The organism is Flavivirga aquimarina, assembly GCF_030540835.1.
GTDB lineage: Bacteria > Bacteroidota > Bacteroidia > Flavobacteriales > Flavobacteriaceae > Flavivirga > Flavivirga aquimarina.
Genome location: NZ_JAUOEK010000134.1, coordinates 41,219 through 60,767 on the forward strand (window position 1 = coordinate 41,219; position 19,549 = coordinate 60,767).

Below are 19,549 nucleotides of genomic sequence, written 5' to 3' on the forward strand. Positions count from 1 at the left end.
CATGCAATTACTGAATTTTACAATAATTAAATTAACAGTTTGTCTTATTATAGGTATTGTCGCTGGGCATTTGTTTAGTGTTCCTTTAAATATCTCTTTATATGTAACAGCTCCTCTTTTTGTTATCTTATTACTGTTTTATTTCATTGCTAAAAAGCAATTTACTAAAACCTGCTGGTTTGGTGTTTTCTCCTTTTTTGTGATGATTTGTATTGGCATTTTAACCGTGAATCTTCATAATGAAAAAAACGCTTCTACTCATTATACAAAATCAACTTCGATAAAAAATGATTCTTTAAAAGCAATAACTTTTAGAGTTAGAGATGTTTTAAAATCAGGTAAATTTCATGATAAGTATGTTATAGACCTTTTAGAAATTGATAGCAACAAAGTAACTGGAAAATCTCTTTTAAACATTCAAAAAGATTCGTTGCAAACGACTTTACAGGTGGACGATATATGTGTAGGCAAAACAACCTTAAAAAATGTAACGCCTCCATTAAACCCTTATCAATTTGATAATAAAAACTATTTAGAGAAAAAATATATTTACCACCAATTATATATTTCTAATCTTTCTCTTTTAAAAATAAGTTCGAACACACATACTTTATACGGATTTGCTAATAACATACGCAACTTTATCAATTCAAAATTAAAACGATATAACTTTAAATCGGATGAACTTGCCATAATTAATGCCTTATTATTAGGGCAACGACAAAACATTAGCGAAACCATTTATTCAAGTTATGTAAATGCTGGCGCTATACATATTCTAGCTGTATCCGGGTTGCATGTAGGTATTATTCTAATTATTTTAAGTTTTGTATTTAAACCTATTGAAAAATTTAAACATGGAAAACTTATAAAAACCATCTTGCTTGTAGCTATTTTATGGTGCTTTGCTCTTATTGCCGGGTTATCAGCTTCTGTTACTAGGGCTGTTACTATGTTTAGTATTATGGCTATTGCTATAAACTTAAAAAGACCCACTAACATATATAATACTTTAGCTATATCTATGTTTATAATATTGCTTTTTAAACCCTTGTTTTTGTTCGATGTCGGTTTTCAATTAAGTTACTTAGCCGTTTTTTATATTGTTACTGTAGACCCTCTTATATATAAATGGTGGAAACCAAAATCTAAAATCATTGATTTTTATTGGCATACATTCACTGTTACGTTTTCTGCTCAATTAGGGATTATTCCAATAAGCTTATATTATTTTCATCAATTTCCTAGTTTGTTTTTTATATCTAATCTAGTTATTATTCCTTTTTTAGGATTTATTCTGGGCTTCGGAATACTTATTATTGTTTTGGCTGTTTTAAATTTACTTCCACAGTTTATAACTAATATCTATGGACATATTATTGGTTTGATGAATGATTTTGTTAATTGGATTTCAAGACAAGAATCCTTTTTATTAAAAGATATTGCCTTCAATTTTTTATACGTTTTGGTTTCTTATCTGGTGATTCTTTATCTCATAAAACTTCTAAAAAAGTGGCAATATTCCAATTTGAAACATCTATTAATTGCTATTATAATGTTTCAGAGTGCTGTTATTTATACCAACTATAATAAGCGTGAAAATGAATTTATCATTTTTCATAAAAACAGACATAGTCTTATTGGAAACACGACATATAATAAAATAACAGTGGCACACGATTTTGATAGTTTATCGAAGACAACAAACAACACTATTAGGAATTATACTATTGCTAACCATATTAATACGATTCAAAAAGATTCATTACTGCCTATTTATCTTTTAAAAAAGAAAAAACTTTTAGTAATTGATAGTTTAGGAATTTATACTATAAAATCCTTTAAACCAGATTACCTGTTACTAAGACAATCTCCCAAAATAAACTTGAACAGGGTGATTGATTCTATAAAACCAAAATACATCATTGCAGATGGTAGTAATTATAGGTCTTATATAAAAGCATGGGAAATTATTTGTAAAAAAAGGAAACTCCCTTTTCATCAAACTGGTAAAAAAGGCGCTTTTGTTATAGAATATTAGATTTCTTTTTTAGGACTCCAATCGCCTTGGAATCTCAATTTTATTAGAAACCTTGAAAATCTTATTTCAAAGAGTCATTTTTCAACCCTTAAATTCGGGTTTAAAGGCTTTATAATACACATTAAATTTTTCCTGTGTATCTATTTCTATATGTTCGTCTTTTTTAAACATTTTTAGATACAATTCTAATTCTTGCGGCTTTTTATAATCTCTAATTGGAGCAATCACATCACCTTTTTCATCTAAAAACACAATGGTTGGATATGCTTGTATCTGAAAATACCTAGATAACTCATGCGCAGAATTACGTCTATTAGCGTTTGCTGGATTATAATTGGGATTCGTAAATGTCTTTCCTTTATAATCAATTTTGTCATTACCTTCTGCATTAAACTTAACAGCATAGTAATGTTCATTGACATAGTTAACGACATCTTCATTGTGGAATGTATTTTTATCTAGTGCTTTACATGGCCCACACCAATTAGTATAAACATCTATCATTATTTTTTTAGGTGCTTTCTTTTGAAGTGTTACTGCTTCTTCTAAAGTGACCCATTTAATCTCTTGTGCATTTGTTAAAACTGTTACAAAAACAGCTAATAATAACAGTATCTTTTTCATCTGTTTAAATTTTATTTTCAACTACAGTATTGATGCTACTGCTCCTATCCATTTAGTTGGACCTCCAGCCACATATCCTGTACTTCCCAGTTTTTTTAAACTTATTTTTTTTTCAGAATTCATTTCTGGATTAACAAACCAAATTGTAGGATAACCTCTTACCTGAAACATACTTTGTAACTGGTAATTTTGGGCTTTAATCTTATCTTCTTGGGGCGTCCTTCTTGGAAAATCTAATTCTACAAGTACGACATTTTCGTTAGCCCATTTTCTAAATTCGTCGGTTTTAAAAACTTCATTTTGTAAACGGATGCACCAACCACACCAATCGGATCCTGTAAAGAACATTAGCAATGGTTTTTTTTCTTTTATGGCAAATTCTGATGCTTGCCCCATATCTGTATGCCAAGTTAATTCTTGAGCACTAACAGATACTGTTGTTAACATACTTATTAAAAATATATAAATTGCTTTCTTCATACCCATGTTTGTTGCAAAACTTATACCGAACTTACAAAAAATGCCCCAAATTAGGAGCATTTTGAATATTATTTAACGCAGTTTTTCGATTAACGGACACCGTGCATTAGTTTTTTTAATACAGGATTAAGTATTATAGATATCAAACCAACACCTACTGGTATTAATGTAAATATTAAAAAGAATGTACCTAATGAGTATTGCCCAGAAATTTTGTCAATCATGCCTCCCATCGTTCCAGCTGCTTTTTGCCCAACGGCTATAGCTAAATACCAAACTCCAAACATAAAACCAATCATTCTAGGTGGCACTAATTTACTCAAATATGACAAACCTACAGGTGATAAACATAACTCTCCCATAGTATGAAACAAATACGCCAAAATTAAGAATATTATACTTACAGAAGCTGTTTTAGCTCCCGAAGGAATATCTGAAGCACCATAAGACAACACTGCAAAACCTATACCTAATAGGATTAAACCAATTCCGTATTTCATAGCTGCACTTGGATTATATTTACTTTCCCACCACCTTGAGAACAATGGTGCTAGTGTAATAATAAAGAACGAATTTAGAATTCCAAACCAAGTGGCCTCAATCTCATTTCCTGGCTCAGAAAACTTATTTACCAATCTAAAAACTACCAAAAACCAAATACCAACAAATGCTATAGCAAGAACAATATTAGACAACCCTATTCTTGAAAATGTTTTTTTAGACAATAAAAAAAGGACCCAAGTAATAATAATAAGTGGAATTGTAGTTAATAAAGCATCAACAATCTTAAAAACCATAGCTGAATTCCCAACAAGTACTCTATTAGTATAATCTCTAGCAAACAAGGTCATAGAACCTAGTGATTGTTCAAAAAAAGCAAAGAAAAACACTGTAAATACTCCAAAAATAGAAACTGCAATAATTCTATCTCTAACTATCGGAATATATCTAGATATCCGAGTTACAAGTAATATTAGAAACAAGACCAATGCTACTAATACAATAATATTAGAACCATTCATACCTCCTATTTCAAAAGGCGCTAAACTCTTTCCTCCTATTTTCTCCAAAGGGTCATTGAATAAATATAATAACCCACCTATAGATGATAAAACGATTAATACCTTATCTAACATTGTAAAAGGGTTTAATTTATCGTCTACAGTCGTTTTTTGTTCTTCTGAAGGACTTTTTTCATTTATATTTTGAGGCAACTCAACTTCATAAACTTTCGAAGGTTTTGCTCCAATACTACCAAATAGACTCCCTGCCAACCAAAATTGAAGCATCCCTAAAAACATAAAGATCCCAGCTAAACCAAAACCCCAAGACCATCCATAATTTTCTGCTAAATAACCACATAACATCATACCAAAGAAAGCACCAGCATTAACTCCCATATAAAAAATAGTATAAGCCCCATCTTTTTTAGATTCTTTCCCCTTATACATCTCAGAAATAATAGAGGTAATGTTTGGTTTAAAAAAACCTGTTCCAATGACTAATAAAGCTAAGCCTATATAAAAAGTCATAGTTGTTTCCAAAGCCATAGCTGCATGTCCCAAAGTCATAATTATACAGCCTATAACCACAGCAATACGGTAACCTGTAATCTTATCAGCAATCCATCCTCCTATAATTGGAGTTAAATATAATAGTGATGCATAGGTACCTATTAAAGCTAAAGCATGCTCCCTTGGCCATTCCCATCCCGGATTATCACTCAAAATAGGAGCTGTTAAAAATAACACCAGAAGTATACGCATTCCATAAAATGAAAAGCGTTCCCACATTTCTGTAAAAAATAGTACAAATAACCCTGCAGGATGTCCAATAACTTTGTCCTTAAACAGATTTTCAATATCAGTATTCATAAAAAAAATTTAGTTGGTTATAGAAGAAAACCCTCAAAAAGAGGGTTCTCATATATTTATTAATTATCCGCTAATTCAAAGCCTTCTGCTTCATCATAAATTACACGTTCATTGTCTTCTGCACCATGCGTAAGTGTTTCTAATTTTTTACGCAATATCAATACTAAGCCTCCAAATAAAACACAAAAAACAGCAATTCCTGTAAATACTGTAAACTCTCCTAAACCTTCAGCCGATTCACCTAAGAGCCCAGCCAACTTATTACCAAAGCCTGTCATAGCAAAATAAACCCCCATCATTAATGATGCATATTTAATTGGTGCAAGTTTTGTGATATATGACAATGCCACCGGCGAAATACACAGCTCTCCAACTGTATGAAACAAATATGCCAAAACCAACCAATACATAGCAGAAGCTCCTGTACTGTTAAATTCTGCGGCGGCAGCTGACATAAAGAAAAACCCTGTTCCCATTATGATTAACCCAATTATCATTTTAAATAATGATGTTGACAATTTTCCTTTCAATTTTCTATTTGCCCAATATAGTGCCACAGATGTTCCTAAAAATATAATAAACATAGCATTTAAGGACTGAAACCAAGAAGCTGGTACTTCCCAGCCCATTAACATTCTATTGGTATTTTCCTTAGCATATATATTCATTAAACCTCCGGCTTGTTCAAAAGCTCCCCAAAATACAATAACTAATAAAAAAGATACGAACAATACCACGACTCTATCTTTTTCTATTTTGGTTAAAGGTTTTTTCATAGCTTCTTTTTCTTTAACATTTTCTGAAGCTCCTAAAAAGTTACCTACATGTTTTAAATGTTTTTGTCCAACGATATATTGTATCAATCCTAAAGCCATACCTATTCCTGCTAGTCCAAAACCATAATGCCACCCATGTACTTCACCTACATAACCAACTATTAAACTTGATAAAAATGCCCCTATATTTATACCTATATAAAAAATAATAAACCCTTTGTCTCTTCTTATATCTCCTTGCTTATACAAACCTCCAACCATCGTTGAAATATTTGGTTTTAACATACCTACCCCAGCAATAATTAAACCTAAGCCAGTATAAAATGCCCACATTTCTTCTACTGCCAATATACTATGACCGGCAACGAGAAGCAAGCCTCCATAAAGCACAGATTTTTTTTGACCTAAAAATTTATCAGCAATCCACCCTCCAGGTATGGACATAACATAAACTAACATGGTGTAGGTTCCATAAAGCGATAGTGCGTCTCCATTTGTCCATCCTAATCCAGCATTTTCTGTTTGAGTTTTTGCTACTAAATATAATACTAATATGGCCCGCATCCCATAATATGAAAAGCGCTCCCACATTTCTGTAAAAAATAGTACATACAACCCTACCGGATGCCCAAATAATTCTTTTTGCTTTATTGTGTTTGTATTTGACATAAATTTCTATTTAGTTATTATCCTTTAATCTCTATTTCTTTTACTTTACTTTCTTTTTGCTTTTCTATTTTATCACCTAATGTTCTATTGATAAAATGTGTCATTTTTTTATATAGATGAAGTCTCGTATTCCCTCCATAAATGCCATGGTTCTTATCCGGGTAAATGGCCCAATCAAATTGTTTATCGGCTTGAATTAAAGCCTCTGCTAAACGCATGGTATTTTGTAAGTGTACATTATCATCGCCAGATCCGTGTACCAATAAAAAATCCCCTTTTAACTTATCTACATGATTTATTGGTGAATTATCATCATAACCACTGGCATTTTCCTGAGGTGTTGTCATATAACGCTCTGTATAAATAGTATCGTAAAAACGCCAACTACTTACCGGGGCTACCGCAATGGCCATTTTAAATACATCGTTTCCTTTAAAGAGACAATTACTACTCATAAAACCTCCGTAGCTCCATCCCCAGATTCCTATTCTAGAAGCGTCAATATATGGTAATTCACCTAATTGTTTTGCAGCTGCTATTTGGTCTTCTACTTCATACTTTCCTAGCTCGTTTTGAGTTACTTTTTTAAATGCAGCACCTTTAAATCCTGTTCCACGCCCATCTACACATACCACAATATAACCTTCTTGTGCTAGGTGTTGAAACCAATAATCATTAGCACTATTCCATTTATTTGAAACAGACTGTGAACCTGGTCCTGAATATTGCGTTATAAATAAGGGGTACTGCTTTGAGTCATCAAAATCTGCCGGTTTAATCATCCACATATTGAGATCATTTCCATTTATATGAATAGTGCTAAATTCTTTTTTTGATGTTTTATAGTCTGAAAGATTTTGTGACAATACATCATTATCTTTTATACTTTTTATTAAATTTCCAGACGTGGCACTGTTCAAAGTATATTCCGGTGGTGTAGAAGCACTAGAAAAAGTATTAATGAAGTAAGAAAAATCAGCACTAAAAGAGGCTTCGTTGGTACCTTCACTTTTTGTCAATCTTGTTTTATTACGTCCATTCAATTTAATGGAATATACGTCTCGATTGATAGAACTGTTTTCAACCGATTGATAGAAAATTCTGTTCGTCTTTTCATCATAACCATAATAATCGGTGACTTCCCAGTTCCCCATGGTTATTTGGTTAATAAGCTCACCATCTTTATCATAGTGATAAATATGGTTAAATCCATCTGTTTCACTTGTCCAGATAAAGCTATTGTCTTTTAAAAAAGTTAGGTTATCGGTAACATCTATATAGGCCGCATCTTTTTCTGCCAAAACTAAATTTGATGTGTTCGTTTTAGCGTTTATCATCCACAAGTCCAATTCGTTTTGGTGCCTGTTCATATAATGCGCACTTAAAATATCTGAATGGTTGGTCCATTTTATACGTGGAATATAAAAATCGCTATAAGTTTTGCCTACTTTTACTTCTTCAGTTTCTTTTGTATCTATATTATGAATGTGCAACGAAACGATAGAATTCGCTTCTCCTGCTTTTGGGTATTTAAAAACTTGCTGTGTTTGGTAAAGTGCTTCTCCATAAACATCCATAGAGAATTCGGGGACTTTAGTCTCATCAAATCGTATAAATGCTATTTTATTACTTGCAGTATTCCACTCAAAAGCGCGAACAAACGAAAACTCTTCCTCATAAACCCAATCTGTAATACCATTAATAATTGCATTCTTTTTTCCATCCTGAGTTATTTGAGTCGTTTCACCAGATTGTAAATCTTTGACATATAAATTATTGTCTTTTGCAAAAGCTACTTTATTCCCGTCTGGCGAGAATGTTGGTTCTTGAATTTTATCATCGTCAATTAAAGTCAAAGAGGCATTATCTACATGGTACACATAATAATTTCCTAAGGTAGAACGCCGATAAATAGATGTCTCATTAGTTGCCAATATTACTTTACTTTCGTCTTTACTAAAGGTGTAATCTGTAAAATACTTTAATGCATTAAGTGAACCTGAACTCACTAACGTTTTAACCTTTTTTAAAGTTTTATAATCGTAAATATCTATGGATGTCGTTCGCGACTGTCTGTTAAAGTTTAAGATAGAGTATTGTTGCCCATTTGCCATAGAATGCAAAGCATCCATTCTTTCTATTCTAAATGTACCATTCCAAATGGATTCAAGAGTAATATCTTCTGTTTGAGCTGATAAAAAAAATGTGATAAAAAAACAAACACAAAAAGATAATTTTAGGTATTTCATTAAAAAAACTATTTATTTCATAAAATGATGTCAAGTTTACTAAAAATTACGCAAAAAACCGCCATTATTAACACTTAAATAACCTCGAATAAATCAAGATATTCAATATTCATACCAAGAGTAGTATCTTTGTATAGTAAATTAACATTTTATGAGTAGATCTATTGCTGGTTTTTCTAAGCTATCTAAATCTAAAAAAATCGATTGGATTGTCGAAACTTATTTTTCTAATACAGAAGATGCTAAACGTGTTTTAAAACAATATTGGAATACCGATGAAAAATTACAACAACTTCATGACGAGTTTATTGAAAACACCATAACTAATTATTATTTACCACTTGGTGTGGCTCCTAATTTTTTAATAAACGATAAGCTCTACACAATTCCTATGGCTATAGAAGAAAGCTCGGTGGTAGCAGCAGCTAGTAAATCGGCCAAGTTTTGGTTAGAGCGAGGCGGATTTAAAACAAGTGTTATTTCTACAACTAAAATTGGCCAGGTTCACTTTATTTACAAAGGTAATTTTTCGATATTAAAACAGTTTTTTAATAAAACAAAATCTAAACTCATACAAGACTCTAAAGCTATTACTGCAAACATGGAAAAACGTGGTGGTGGTATTATTGATATTGAGTTACGTGACAAAACTGATGCCATCAACAATTATTATCAGCTCCATGTGTCTTTCGAAACGCTCGATGCCATGGGTGCTAATTTTATAAATTCCTGTTTGGAACAATTTGCCAAAACTTTAAAAAATGAAGCTTTACTGTTTGATGCTTTTTCTGAAGAAGAAAAACAAATAGATATTGTTATGAGCATTTTATCTAATTATGTTCCTAATTGTTTAGTACGTGCAGAAGTAAGTTGTAAGGTTGAAGATTTAAGTGAAAACGATACGGTTTCTGGAGATGCTTTTGCTAATAAATTTATACAAGCTGTTAATATTGCTGAAGTAGAACCTTATCGTGCTGTGACACACAACAAAGGTGTTATGAATGGTATAGATGCTGTCGTTCTGGCTACCGGTAACGATTTTAGAGCTGTTGAAGCCGGTGTGCATGCATACGCAGCAAGACATGGTGCATATAGTAGTTTAACGCATGCTAAAATTGAAAATGGCATCTTTACTTTTTGGATGGAAATTCCATTGGCTTTGGGAACTGTTGGCGGACTTACCGGTTTACACCCTTTGGTTAAATTATCGTTAGAGTTATTGCATAAACCATCTGCCAAAGAACTTATGCAAATTGTAGCTGTTGCAGGTTTAGCTCAAAATTTCGCAGCACTACGTTCACTTACAACAACCGGTATTCAACAAGGGCATATGAAAATGCATTTAATGAATATTCTTAATCAGTTTGAAGCTAATAATGAAGAGAAGCATACCATAACTGAATATTTTAAAACGAATACTGTGACTCATAGTGCGGTGGTTGAAGCTATACACAAATTGAGAGTAAAGAATTGAAGATTATGACTTCGACTACGCTCAATCACCAAATATAGTAAGATGATTATGTCGCCTCATCGGTGACTGAGCGTAGTCGAAGTCACATTAATAAACAAATATTATGCCTAATGGTTTTGTATACATATTGGAATGTTCTGATGGTACTTTTTACACGGGTAGTACAATAGATTTGGATAAAAGGTTACATGAACATCAAAATGGTAACGGTGCAAATCATACAAAAAAAAGACTTCCGGTAAAGTTGGTATATGTTCAGGAATTTCTAAGAATAGATGATGCTTTTTATAGGGAAAAACAGATTCAGGGGTGGAGTAGGAAAAAAAAGCTATCTCTAATTGAAGGTCATTTTGATGAGTTAAAAAAATATGCTGAATGCATGAATGATAGTCATTATAAAGAGTGGCTTCGACTACGCTCAGCCACCGGAAACGATAATAAAAAAGAACTTAATCAACTGGTGACTGAGCGTAGTCGAAGCCACGGAAAACTTTTGCTTACAGGGGAATATGTCGTTCTTGACGGTGCTATATCTTTAGCTATTCCTACAAAATATGGGCAGTCTTTAGAGGTTGAAACTATTACTGAACCTAAACTCGTTTGGAAGAGTTTGGATGAAAATGAAGTTATTTGGTTTGAATCTACTTTTGAAATTAATAATAAGGTTTCTCACCCTGTTCGCAATGACAATTCTATCCAAAATGATCTTAATGTTTCTGATAGGCTTATTCAAATTTTAAATGCTGCAAAACAGCTTAATACTAATTTTTTAAATACTAATAACGGTTTTAAAGTCACTACTAAATTAGACTTTCCTAGGCATTGGGGATTGGGGACCTCATCTACTTTAATAAATAACATAGCACAATGGGCAGATATTGATGCTTATAGATTGTTAGAAACAACTTTTGGTGGTAGCGGGTATGATATTGCTTGTGCGCAACATAGCTCACCTATTACTTATCAATTAGAAAATAATACCCCTATAGCTAAGCCCGTAGTCTTTAACCCTTCTTTTAAAGATCATTTATATTTTGTTTATTTAAATAAAAAGCAAAACAGCAGAGAAGGCATTAAGCATTATAATGCCAACAAAGGAGATTTAAATGTTATTAGGGATATTAATGATATTACTTCTCAAATAATAACCTCTGATTCTTTGGAAGGTTTTGAAGCCTTAATAATGCAACACGAAGCCATCATATCTAAATTAACTAAGCAAAAGGCTATTAAAGCCCTTATGTTTAGTGATTTTAACGGTAGTATTAAAAGTCTTGGAGCTTGGGGTGGTGACTTTATCTTAGTAAGCTCTAAAGAGAATCCAACCCCATATTTCAATAAAAAAGGTTTTAAAACTGTTATCCGTTACGCCGATATGGTTTTATAAAAAATACTAAAGCCCCGCAAAACGAGGCTTATTATACTTTATCTTAATACTGTCCTATTGAACTTGAGTTTCAACTCTGTTATCTTCTATTTCTGCTACTTCTTTTAAAGCATTATATACTTTGGAGTTAACAGCATTCATTTTTTGTTGCTCTACTCTATTTGCAGCTGCCTGATAGCTATCAAGAGCAACAGCAGGTGTTACTTTAGTAACCTGAATCATATAAACACCATTTTCCCCATCAATTAATTTTGAGGTTTCTCCTTCATTTAATCCAAAAGCAGCACCAACAACTAAAGGTTCTCTTCCTGCTCCAGAAATAGTTGGGCTTTTCATATTTATTGCAGATGCAGATCTTACAGTTGTATTTTCGGCAGCAGCTAAATCTTCAAGTGTTTTAGCTGTTACTCTATCTCTAATTATTTCTGCTTTCTTTTCTTTTCTAATAAGAGGCAATACTTTAACTGTAGCATCATCAACGGACATTAGTCCTTCTTCATGTTGAGCTACTAACTGCGCTACTACATAGCCATTAGGAACATTAAAACGCTTTACATCTCCAACTTCTGCATCTTCTTCAAAAGCCCAACGTACTATTGGTCTTTGACTTCCAACTCCTGGTATGTTTTCATCTAAAACTTTAATACCGTTTACAGGGCGCACAGTATAATTAGCTTCTTTTGCCAGTGCTTCAAAATCGCCTTTCCCTGCATTAATCTCAAAATTAGAAGCATCTCTAAATATCTTAGCTGTGGTTGTTTCAGATGGTTCTATTTCTCTGGCAATGGTTCCTACTTGTATGGCTTTGCTTTTATCTTTCTGACCTTCAATTTCGATTATATGGAATCCAAAAATTGTTTTAACAACACCTAAATCTCCTGTTTTACCTTCAAACTCAAAATCATTAAATTCCGATACCATGGTATTATAAGGGTGCCAATCGTAACGCCCCTCTTTTTCAACACTTCCTTGATCTGATGAAAATTCTTTTACTAATTCTGGGAATTTTGAACGATTAGATTTAATAACCCCCAATAAGCTATCTGCAGTCGTTTTAGCTTCTGCCTCTGTTTGTGTTACTTCTGGAGCAGCACTTCTAGATCCTTTAAAAGGGATTAATATGTGTCTTACTTTTACTGAATCTGGAATTTGTTTAACAGCAACTACTTTAGAAACTTTAAAGTACCCATTATCTTTATAAGGTCCGTAAACACCACCTGCTTCAAGTTTGTAAATACTATCTGCTACAGCAGTTGGTAAACTTGACTTAAACACAAAACGACTATCGAATTTTATATCTGAATACGAGTTAATATAATCTTCGTCATTTTTAACTTGCGAAAAGGCTACTATAGTATCTTTTCTTCCGGTTTCATCAACAAATCTACCTTTTAAATAAATGTCAAGGTCTGCCTTAATTGCATTTTCATCTTCAACAGATGCTACCTCATCAAACTGTACAAATTTAATATCTCTGGAAGCTTCTACTTTATATGTTTCTTTATTTTTATTGATATAATCTGAAATATCAGATTTAGAAACTTTAACTAAACTATCTTTAATAGATGCATAGGATACTTGAACAAACTTAATATCTACTTTATTTCCTTCTAACTTATGCTCTAATTCTCCTTCTGCTAAAGTTCCTGTTAAACCTGCTTTTACTAAGTTGAAATAATTTTGTTGTAACCCATTTGCTGCAACAGATTTTTCGTAATTAACCCAACTGACATAAGCTTGTTGAGACGTTTCTTTTAAATTGGCAATGTACTCGTTTAATTTATTCTCGTCAAAAAGTCCTGCTTCGTTTAAAAATTCCGGGCTTGTAGCCAAAGATGTTTTTAACAAGTCTCTCATCTGATCTTTTTCAACAGAAATACCCAGTTCATCATATTGCGTTTGCATTACGATGCGTCTAACTTCTTGCTCCCACACTCTATTCATTACCTGAGTATTAGTAGCATTTGGACCTGCTTGTCTTTGTGCTGCTTCTACTTTTTGCATGAAGTCTTCACGTGTAATGTCTTTACCATTTATAGTAGCAACAATATTTTGTGATTTTGAAGTAAGTGCATCACTGTTTTTAAATAAATCTGCTAATACAAAAGAAAATAACGCCATTGCTATTATTAATATTAAAAATAGTGAACGTTGTCTAATCTTATTTAAAACTGCCATTTGTAATTTAATTTTTTAAAACCCTTAGTCGGGATTTATAGCTTATTAAGTTGGTTGTCAATTTAATAATAATTGACAAAATATCGTGCGCGAAAATACCATTTTCTATTTAATAATAAAAGCAGAAAGGCGCTTTAATTACATTACGCATATAGATTTCTTCTTTGATAAGAATATGTTGTTGTATGAAGCTTTTATCAAAAAACGTCATGTCATTTTTTTCAAATCAATCTTCTTCTAAACATTTAAGTTCTATCATATCAATTTTAGTGTTCGATACTTCTAAAATTGTAAATTGAAATGTGTCAATTTTCACAATATCACCTTGAGCCGGAATTTCTTCTGTATGATTAACGATAAGACCTCCTAATGTCTCGTAATTTTCACTTTCCGGCAGATTTATTTTATAATTTTCGTTAATATAATCAACCTCTAAACGCGCAGAAAATTTATACATCATATCATCTACAACTTCTTCAATTAAATCTACCGTATCATGTTCATCTTCAATTTCCCCAAACAATTCTTCAATAATGTCCTCTACAGTCATAATACCAGATGTCCCTCCGTATTCATCTAAAACTACAGCAATACTTCTTCGCTTTTTTGTAAGCACTCCCAACACATCTTTTATAAGCACTGTTTCTGGGACAAACTCAATAGGCAGCATCATGGACTTAATACTCTTGGGCTTTTTAAATAACTCGAAAGAATGTACATATCCTAAAATATCGTCTATGGTTTCTCTATAAACGAGTATTTTGGTACATCCGGTTTCTGTAAATAACGTACTTAATGATTTAATAGAATCGCTAATTTCTATAGCTATAATTTCGGTGCGAGGCACCATAACTTCTCTTGCTTTTACTTCGGAAAATTCGAGAGCATTCTGAAAAATCTGAATTTCTGTATCCACCTCTTCATGTGCTTCTACAGATTCCATTTGTTCACTTATATAGTTACCTAGCTCTACTTTTGTAAATGCTAATTGTATTTGATCGCCTTCTGTTTTAAAAAAATGTTTAAGTACAAAATCCGATATCCAAATAACAAAATCTGATATAAAAGTAAATAAAACATAGAACACATAAGCCGGAATCGCCAAGGCCTTAATTAAGGTGTTCGAATAAATTTGAAAAAATACTTTAGGTAAAAATTCTGCCGTTATTAAAATAATACATGTCGATATTAAGGTTTGAGACAATAAACTCAAATCGGTTAACATGTAGTTAATAAAAGGATATGTTGTTGGGAGTATGGTTTGAAACCAATTCACCAATAAATCACCCATAAAAAGACCATAAATAACTAATGCTATATTATTACCTATAAGCATGGTAGCTATAAACTTTGAAGGCTTAGCAGTAAGCTTTTTTAAAACTTTTGCAAATATGCCTTCTTGTTTTTTTTCAATCTCTATATGAATTTTATTTGAAGACACGTAAGCGATCTCCATACCCGAAAAAAAGGCTGAAAGAATTAATGATGCAATTATAATAATGGCATAAATGCTCATTTAGTTTGATTTTCCTTTATTTTGAAGTTTATTGCTAAACCGCCTTCTAAAGAAAAACATAAAAATCGCTAAAGAGCCAAGCAATATGGAAGGGTAAGCGATTTCGCCTACATTTACATACTTTGCAATAGCATCGTATATGAACAAGGCGGCAAAAACCAAATAGGCATATTGAAAAATCTTAGAATATTTCATAGACTATGAATCGTTAATTAAAACAAAGATAGTAAAATCGAAAAAGAAATTCTGGTGGAAAAAGATTAATCGTCAAGTGAAATAATTCCCGTCACCTCAAGTACCTCGGCGTTGGTAAATTCACGATTAGAGTCGAATCCATTGCCGTTAATAATGTCTTGTTTTGTAGTAAACGTAACAGGGACATTTGTAAAAACCCATGCCTTTTTTTGGTCGTAATATAACTGCTCTGTTTTTAATACATTACCATCGTGCGTTGTAATAACCACGTGCCCTTGTAAATCAATTAGATTAGTATTATCGTATACAATAGCATAATCTGAAATTATGGTGCTTTTCCTGTTTTCTTCATCAAATACGTACAATACAATACCATCTGTAAATTCTTTAAAAGGAAAGTCTCGATTGGTATAATCGAACATTTTAGCACCAACAAGGTCAGCCTCGAGCCTACCTGAATCGGTATACTTTAGGTTAAACTTTTCCGCAATACCAATAGGCTCATTTTCTGAAATACCTATTTTTTGAACCTGATTAAAACTGTCATTACACGAAAAAAACAAAGTCACAATAAAAATTACTGTGACTATGTTTAATATATTGTATGTGTGTTTTTTATTCATTAAATCTTTGGTACTGTAACCGAAGCTCCAATCCAGCAAGCAATTTTAATGACTTGTCCAGATCTTCCTGAACTAAAAATCTCAGCTTTTTGTGGTGCTTTAGCTAAATAATTATTAACAGATTTAGAAGAGTTTTTCTTTTGGGTAGGATCTACGCGAGCCGCTTTTCTGGCTTCATCTGCAGCTAACCAATACACAGCTCTTTTATCAAAATTAGTAGCCCCGCAATTATTTGCACTAGCAGCATACATAGCAGCTATCGATATATAAGGGCTACCATTAGATGGGTTTAACTTTAGTGCTTGTCTGAAATAATTTCTAGCTTTACCGTATCGTTTTTTCTTTTTAAGAATAAGTCCAATTCTGTTAGCTAATTTTGCTTTTTTAAATTTATCTGTTTCTAAATCAAAAGACTGTTGAAAATACTTTATAGCTTCATTTTCTTTGTGATTTTTAAATAAAATAGTTCCAACGAAGTATTTTGTATCTGCAGAAGGTGCAGTCTGATCATAAGACTTTACTAATTTCTCATATAAAGGATCATTAGTACATTCCTTATAATACATTTTACTTACGGCACGTTTTAACCAAACTACATTGTTTTTATTCTCTTCAAAATCTTTTCTGTATAAAGGAATTAAGTTTTCACAATTCGCTCTATCTCCTAATTTTTGATCGATACTTCCTGAAATTTGATCGTATGCTCTTAAATAACTCTCATAAGAATTTTTATACCGTCCTTCTTTTTTAGTTATTTCAGTACCGGCATCTTCTTTCGCAATAAGCTTATTGAGTTTTTCTGAATAGTTTTTAACTTCTTCTTCTACCTTCTCTACAACATCATCATACTTATTAAATAAATCTTTAGCTGGTTTCTTTTTTGCATCATATAAATCTACCATTAAAGAAAAATACGTGTACAAACTTTTAGGGTTAGTAAAGGTAGCCTTATCTAATTTATAAGCGGCATCAAAACATTCGTAAAGCTCTTCTTTTGTCTTATTTAATACCTTTCTGTTATCGTACATTAATTGGCACGCTTTTGCTGCATATTCTCCTTTTTTGGTTTTACTTGCAAAATGTACTGCTCTTTCTTTCCACAACTTCAATAAATCATTAATATAATTTACTTTATCTGTATCTGATGTTGCTTGTTTAATTTTATGAGCCAAAATTTTATCACCATCTATATAAATAGCAATATTAAATTTTGGACATTTATTTCTTACTATCATCCAAGGTTCATGAGCTGCATCATAATTTTTAGCTTTTACATACTCATGAAAAATAGACAACTTAGTCATGCACTCTTCATCTTGTTGTGCAAAACCAGCATGTAAGCCAATAAATAATAATGTAAATAAAAATGTAATTTTTGTTTTCATAATAATAATTTTATGCTATTAGTCATATTTTCTTTTCCTAAACCATCTATCATTCAAAGATAAACTTATTTGAAAATTAACAAAGTTCTCTTGAATCAAGCTACTGTTGGTAGTTCCTCTTTTACCAATTTCAAAACCTAAATTTGCATTAGATAAAAAACTCCCCATCGGTAATCCTACCCCAAAAGATATGCCAAACTCATTTATTGATTCACTATTTATATTTAATCCTGTTTTTTCGTAACGTGCTCCTGCTCTATAAACAATACGTTTTATATAACTATAACTGTTAAAAGAATTATACTTTGGAATATAGAAGCCTCCTAAAGAAAATGTTGTAGCATCTTCATACATTATAACAGTAGTATTACTAGTATATAAATCATTTGAAAAATCACTTGTTTTTTGTGCGGTATATTCGGCACCAACAAACCAGTTTCTTGGTTTACCAATCCCCGCTCCTATTGAAAACTTTGCAGGTAGTGTTAAATCGGTTTCTAACAATCCAAGAGCTTCCAAATCAACATCTATGGTATTAATTTCAAATTCACTTCCGCTAGTGTTTGTTGTTATAGTAGAAAATGATCTTGTGTTTTTAGACACTAAATTACTCTCTGGCGTGTACGTTATTCCAGAAGAAAGTTCTAAATTTTCTGTTAACAACTTTTTAAAAGACAGCCCTATATTAAAGCTTAAACCACTTAAATCGGATCTATTATTCTCACGTGACTGATTTTGAAGCGGTACGCCATCACTATCATACAAATATTCAACTGTACTATTTTGAATATTACCAAAATTATATTGAGCATCAATACCAACACTTAACTCATCTGTTATTTGATACCCTAACCCTAGAAATGCTCTATTAAGCCCACCTTCTCCTCTAAACTTATTTTCAATATCTTCATTATCGTTTAAGGATTCCAATTTATATCCAACTGATGTATACGGCATTAGCCCAAAACCAAAACCAAACTTACCCATTGGTATAGATAAAGCCAGATAATCGAACGTTGTTGAAGCTGTATTATCTGATCCGGTATCACTTTTTAAATTTATACTGGAATAGCTTGCTCCTACTGTAAACTTTACAGGTCTGCTTTCGTTATTGAAACTTTCCAGGTTTTTTCCTGCATATGAAGCAGGGTTACGCAAATTAACATGAATACTATCATTATATATACTTAAACCTCCCATACTTCTATTTTCTACGGTACCTTTAAATTTAAGACTTCCAATACCATAAAAAGAATAAGGCGAAGCCGTCCCTTCTTGGCCGTAACTGTGAATTGCAAAAACTGCAATAAAAACTAATACAAGTTTTTTTATCATTCGTTTAAGTTAAATTGTAAAATATAATTTAATCCTTCTAAAAGAAAATTAGAATTGGCAAATATGCTACTTTTTAATTGTTTTGACAAGAAATTAGCATCACCTCCTGTTAAAATTACTGTTAAATCTGAATATTTTCGATTATATTCTTCAATAATACCATCAATTTCTTTTAAAAGACCGTTTACTACTCCGGAATGAATTGACGCATTCGTTGAGTTTCCTATAATACTTTTCGGGGTTTCTGATTCTAATAACGGTAAATTGGCAGTTAAATTATTTAATGATTTATAACGCATGCGAAGCCCTGGAGAAATAGCCCCTCCTATATATTCGTTCTTTGCTGTTACAAAATCGTAAGTAACACAGGTTCCTGAATCAATAATAAGTACATTGCTATTTGGAAACTGATCGACTGAAGCACAGACCAATGCTATTCTATCTACACCTAAAGTATTTGGCGTAGCATAAAGATTCTTAAACGGCAATTTTACATTGGAATCTAAAATCATGACATCAAAAGATTTACCTATAGCCTCTACATCTGACTTATTAAGTTTTCCAACTGAAGAAATAATTGCTTTTTTTTTAGGGCCATGCGTCTCTTTTAAAATATTTATACTTTTTAAAACAAGTTTTAACGCCACTACTTCTTTATGCATAAGCATACTATTCTTAAAAATAGCCAGCTTAACAAAAGAATTGCCTACATCTATTATTAAATTCATACTTTTAAAAAAGTC

At 32.0% G+C, this 19,549-nt stretch carries 15 protein-coding genes; 3 read left to right on the forward strand and 12 right to left on the reverse strand.

Features of this window, described 5'->3' with window-relative positions; genetic code table 11:
* Position 1 precedes the first annotated feature (1 nt).
* Complete coding sequence (locus Q4Q35_RS13455) at positions 2 to 2,041, forward strand: ComEC/Rec2 family competence protein (protein WP_303278508.1); 2,040 nt, start codon at positions 2 to 4, stop codon at positions 2,039 to 2,041.
* A gap of 81 nt (positions 2,042 to 2,122) precedes the next feature.
* Here the strand turns inward: Q4Q35_RS13455 and Q4Q35_RS13460 are convergent, their stop codons facing one another.
* From Q4Q35_RS13460 to Q4Q35_RS13480, 5 genes are all read right to left on the reverse strand, one after another.
* Positions 2,123 to 2,665 (reverse strand): thioredoxin family protein, encoded by a 543-nt coding sequence (locus Q4Q35_RS13460; protein ID WP_303278509.1) that lies wholly within the window; start codon positions 2,663 to 2,665, stop codon positions 2,123 to 2,125.
* 21 nt (positions 2,666 to 2,686) lie between these two features.
* Entirely contained in the window at positions 2,687 to 3,145 is a 459-nt protein-coding gene (locus Q4Q35_RS13465; protein ID WP_303278510.1) for a thioredoxin family protein, read from the reverse strand.
* Between the two features lie 89 nt (positions 3,146 to 3,234).
* On the reverse strand, positions 3,235 to 5,019 hold the full coding sequence (locus Q4Q35_RS13470; RefSeq protein ID WP_303278511.1) for a peptide MFS transporter: 1,785 nt from the start codon (positions 5,017 to 5,019) through the stop codon (positions 3,235 to 3,237).
* A gap of 59 nt (positions 5,020 to 5,078) precedes the next feature.
* Positions 5,079 to 6,464, reverse strand: a complete 1,386-nt coding sequence (locus tag Q4Q35_RS13475; protein ID WP_303278512.1) for a peptide MFS transporter — start codon at positions 6,462 to 6,464, stop codon at positions 5,079 to 5,081.
* Between the two features lie 17 nt (positions 6,465 to 6,481).
* Complete coding sequence (locus Q4Q35_RS13480; protein WP_303278513.1) at positions 6,482 to 8,713, reverse strand: S9 family peptidase; 2,232 nt, start codon at positions 8,711 to 8,713, stop codon at positions 6,482 to 6,484.
* Positions 8,714 to 8,864: 151 nt separating this feature from the next.
* On the opposite strand from Q4Q35_RS13480, the gene Q4Q35_RS13485 reads away from it, so the two are divergent.
* Positions 8,865 to 10,187, forward strand: coding sequence for a hydroxymethylglutaryl-CoA reductase, degradative (locus tag Q4Q35_RS13485; RefSeq protein WP_303278514.1), 1,323 nt, complete (start codon positions 8,865 to 8,867; stop codon positions 10,185 to 10,187).
* A gap of 103 nt (positions 10,188 to 10,290) precedes the next feature.
* Positions 10,291 to 11,574 (forward strand): GYDIA family GHMP kinase, encoded by a 1,284-nt coding sequence (locus tag Q4Q35_RS13495; RefSeq protein ID WP_367892746.1) that lies wholly within the window; start codon positions 10,291 to 10,293, stop codon positions 11,572 to 11,574.
* Between the two features lie 54 nt (positions 11,575 to 11,628).
* On the opposite strand, the gene Q4Q35_RS13500 is transcribed toward Q4Q35_RS13495, so the two are convergent.
* From Q4Q35_RS13500 to Q4Q35_RS13530, 7 genes are all read right to left on the reverse strand, one after another.
* Positions 11,629 to 13,752: a peptidylprolyl isomerase gene (locus tag Q4Q35_RS13500; RefSeq protein WP_303278515.1), complete on the reverse strand. Its 2,124-nt coding sequence runs from the start codon at positions 13,750 to 13,752 to the stop codon at positions 11,629 to 11,631.
* A gap of 226 nt (positions 13,753 to 13,978) precedes the next feature.
* Complete coding sequence (locus Q4Q35_RS13505) at positions 13,979 to 15,268, reverse strand: hemolysin family protein (protein ID WP_303278516.1); 1,290 nt, start codon at positions 15,266 to 15,268, stop codon at positions 13,979 to 13,981.
* Positions 15,269 to 15,463, reverse strand: a complete 195-nt coding sequence (locus Q4Q35_RS13510) for a hypothetical protein (RefSeq protein WP_303278517.1) — start codon at positions 15,461 to 15,463, stop codon at positions 15,269 to 15,271. It lies immediately after the preceding gene.
* A 65-nt stretch (positions 15,464 to 15,528) separates the two neighbouring features.
* Positions 15,529 to 16,086, reverse strand: coding sequence for an LPS export ABC transporter periplasmic protein LptC (gene lptC, locus Q4Q35_RS13515; protein ID WP_303278518.1), 558 nt, complete (start codon positions 16,084 to 16,086; stop codon positions 15,529 to 15,531).
* Positions 16,086 to 17,471, reverse strand: coding sequence for a tetratricopeptide repeat protein (locus Q4Q35_RS13520; RefSeq protein ID WP_303278519.1), 1,386 nt, complete (start codon positions 17,469 to 17,471; stop codon positions 16,086 to 16,088). Before Q4Q35_RS13520 ends, lptC begins: the two co-directional genes overlap by 1 nt.
* A gap of 18 nt (positions 17,472 to 17,489) precedes the next feature.
* Positions 17,490 to 18,806, reverse strand: a complete 1,317-nt coding sequence (bamG, locus tag Q4Q35_RS13525; RefSeq protein ID WP_303278520.1) for a BamG family beta-barrel-assembly machinery protein — start codon at positions 18,804 to 18,806, stop codon at positions 17,490 to 17,492.
* Positions 18,803 to 19,534: a type III pantothenate kinase gene (locus Q4Q35_RS13530; RefSeq protein ID WP_303278521.1), complete on the reverse strand. Its 732-nt coding sequence runs from the start codon at positions 19,532 to 19,534 to the stop codon at positions 18,803 to 18,805. Before Q4Q35_RS13530 ends, bamG begins: the two co-directional genes overlap by 4 nt.
* Positions 19,535 to 19,549 lie beyond the last annotated feature (15 nt).

Bases quoted from the DNA above. Each gene is read 5' to 3' on its own strand.
- Q4Q35_RS13455 (WP_303278508.1), top strand. From the start codon at position 2: ATGCAATTACTGAATTTTACAATAATTAAATTAACAGTTTGTCTTATT.
- Q4Q35_RS13460 (WP_303278509.1), bottom strand. From the start codon at position 2,665: ATGAAAAAGATACTGTTATTATTAGCTGTTTTTGTAACAGTTTTAACA.
- Q4Q35_RS13465 (WP_303278510.1), bottom strand. From the start codon at position 3,145: ATGAAGAAAGCAATTTATATATTTTTAATAAGTATGTTAACAACAGTA.
- Q4Q35_RS13470 (WP_303278511.1), bottom strand. From the start codon at position 5,019: ATGAATACTGATATTGAAAATCTGTTTAAGGACAAAGTTATTGGACAT.
- Q4Q35_RS13475 (WP_303278512.1), bottom strand. From the start codon at position 6,464: ATGTCAAATACAAACACAATAAAGCAAAAAGAATTATTTGGGCATCCG.
- Q4Q35_RS13480 (WP_303278513.1), bottom strand. From the start codon at position 8,713: ATGAAATACCTAAAATTATCTTTTTGTGTTTGTTTTTTTATCACATTT.
- Q4Q35_RS13485 (WP_303278514.1), top strand. From the start codon at position 8,865: ATGAGTAGATCTATTGCTGGTTTTTCTAAGCTATCTAAATCTAAAAAA.
- Q4Q35_RS13495 (WP_367892746.1), top strand. From the start codon at position 10,291: ATGCCTAATGGTTTTGTATACATATTGGAATGTTCTGATGGTACTTTT.
- Q4Q35_RS13500 (WP_303278515.1), bottom strand. From the start codon at position 13,752: ATGGCAGTTTTAAATAAGATTAGACAACGTTCACTATTTTTAATATTA.
- Q4Q35_RS13505 (WP_303278516.1), bottom strand. From the start codon at position 15,268: ATGAGCATTTATGCCATTATTATAATTGCATCATTAATTCTTTCAGCC.
- Q4Q35_RS13510 (WP_303278517.1), bottom strand. From the start codon at position 15,463: ATGAAATATTCTAAGATTTTTCAATATGCCTATTTGGTTTTTGCCGCC.
- lptC (WP_303278518.1), bottom strand. From the start codon at position 16,086: ATGAATAAAAAACACACATACAATATATTAAACATAGTCACAGTAATT.
- Q4Q35_RS13520 (WP_303278519.1), bottom strand. From the start codon at position 17,471: ATGAAAACAAAAATTACATTTTTATTTACATTATTATTTATTGGCTTA.
- bamG (WP_303278520.1), bottom strand. From the start codon at position 18,806: ATGATAAAAAAACTTGTATTAGTTTTTATTGCAGTTTTTGCAATTCAC.
- Q4Q35_RS13530 (WP_303278521.1), bottom strand. From the start codon at position 19,534: ATGAATTTAATAATAGATGTAGGCAATTCTTTTGTTAAGCTGGCTATT.